This is a genomic window from Streptomyces sp. NPDC047017 (assembly GCF_040644175.1).
In the GTDB taxonomy this organism is placed as follows: domain Bacteria; phylum Actinomycetota; class Actinomycetes; order Streptomycetales; family Streptomycetaceae; genus Streptomyces.
In genome coordinates this window covers 1-1050 of sequence record NZ_JBEYVW010000060.1, presented here as the reverse complement: position 1 = coordinate 1050, position 1050 = coordinate 1, and the positions used below count along the sequence as shown (strand labels likewise).

1 protein-coding gene is annotated in these 1050 nt (G+C 65.7%); it reads left to right on the top strand.

The window, feature by feature from the left end; genetic code table 11:
• Positions 1–163 precede the first annotated feature (163 nt).
• A protein-coding gene (locus ABZ858_RS37165; protein ID WP_361389449.1) for an IS5 family transposase occupies positions 164–948 on the top strand; the annotation gives its coding sequence in 2 pieces (ribosomal slippage) (positions 164–497 and positions 497–948; 786 coding nt in all).
• The last annotated feature ends 102 nt before the right edge of the window (positions 949–1050 follow it).

Here is a 1050-nt window from a genome sequence, read left to right as displayed (position 1 = left end):
CATCGCCGGCCTCGTCTCCGACCGCACTGTCAACGTCTGAAAACCGGCCACGGCAAGGCCGAACACGCCTCACCCGCTATCACGCACCAACTCGTAAGACATCGTTTCATTTGGCGTGATCTTGCGGCAGTCTGGTGTGGTGACGACTGGGCTCGTGCAGCGGATGGTGCCGGACGGCTTGTGGGAGTTGTTCGAACGTGTGGTGCCGCCGGCGCCGGAACGCCCCCAGGGCGGTGGCCGACGTCGGCATGGGGATCGTGAAGTGCTAGCCGCCATCATCTTCGTGGCCACGTCAGGGTGCACCTGGAATCAGCTGCCACCCGGCTTCGGCCCCTCCGGAGTGACGGCGTTCCGGCGCTTCACCGAGTGGTCAAAGGCCCGGGTGTGGGCCAAGCTGCACCGCCTGGTCCTGGATGAACTCGGTGCCCGCGGCGAGTTGGACTGGTCGAGGTGCGCAATCGATTCCGTGAGCGTCCGGGCCCTCAAAGGGGGCCGCTGACGGGACCGAATCCGACCGACCCTGGCAAAGCCGGATCAAAAATCCACCTCATCGTCGACCGAAACGGTCTGCCCATCTCGATCGGCATCTCGGCGGCCAACGACCACGACAGCCTGGCCCTCATTCCGCTGATGCGCGGGATACCGCCGATCCGCTCCCGCTTCGGCCCGCGACGCCGCCGCCCCGCCAAGCTCCACGGCGACAAGGGCTACGACTACGACCGCCTGCGCAATTGGCTGCGACGACGACAGATCGTGCCCCGCATCGCACGACGCGGGATCGAAGCCTCCGACCGGCTGGGCCGGCACCGTTGGGTGGTCGAGCGAACGATGTCCTGGCTGAACGGATGCCGACGCCTACACCGCCGCTACGAACGCAAGCCCGAGCACTTCCTCGCCTTCGCCGGCATCGCCAGCACCCTTATCTGCTACCGCCGCATCACCAAATGAAATGACATCTAACGAGTTGGTGCGTGATAGCGGGTGAGGCGTGTTCGGCCTTGCCGTGGCCGGTTTTCAGACGTTGACAGTGCGGTCGGAGACGAGGCCGGC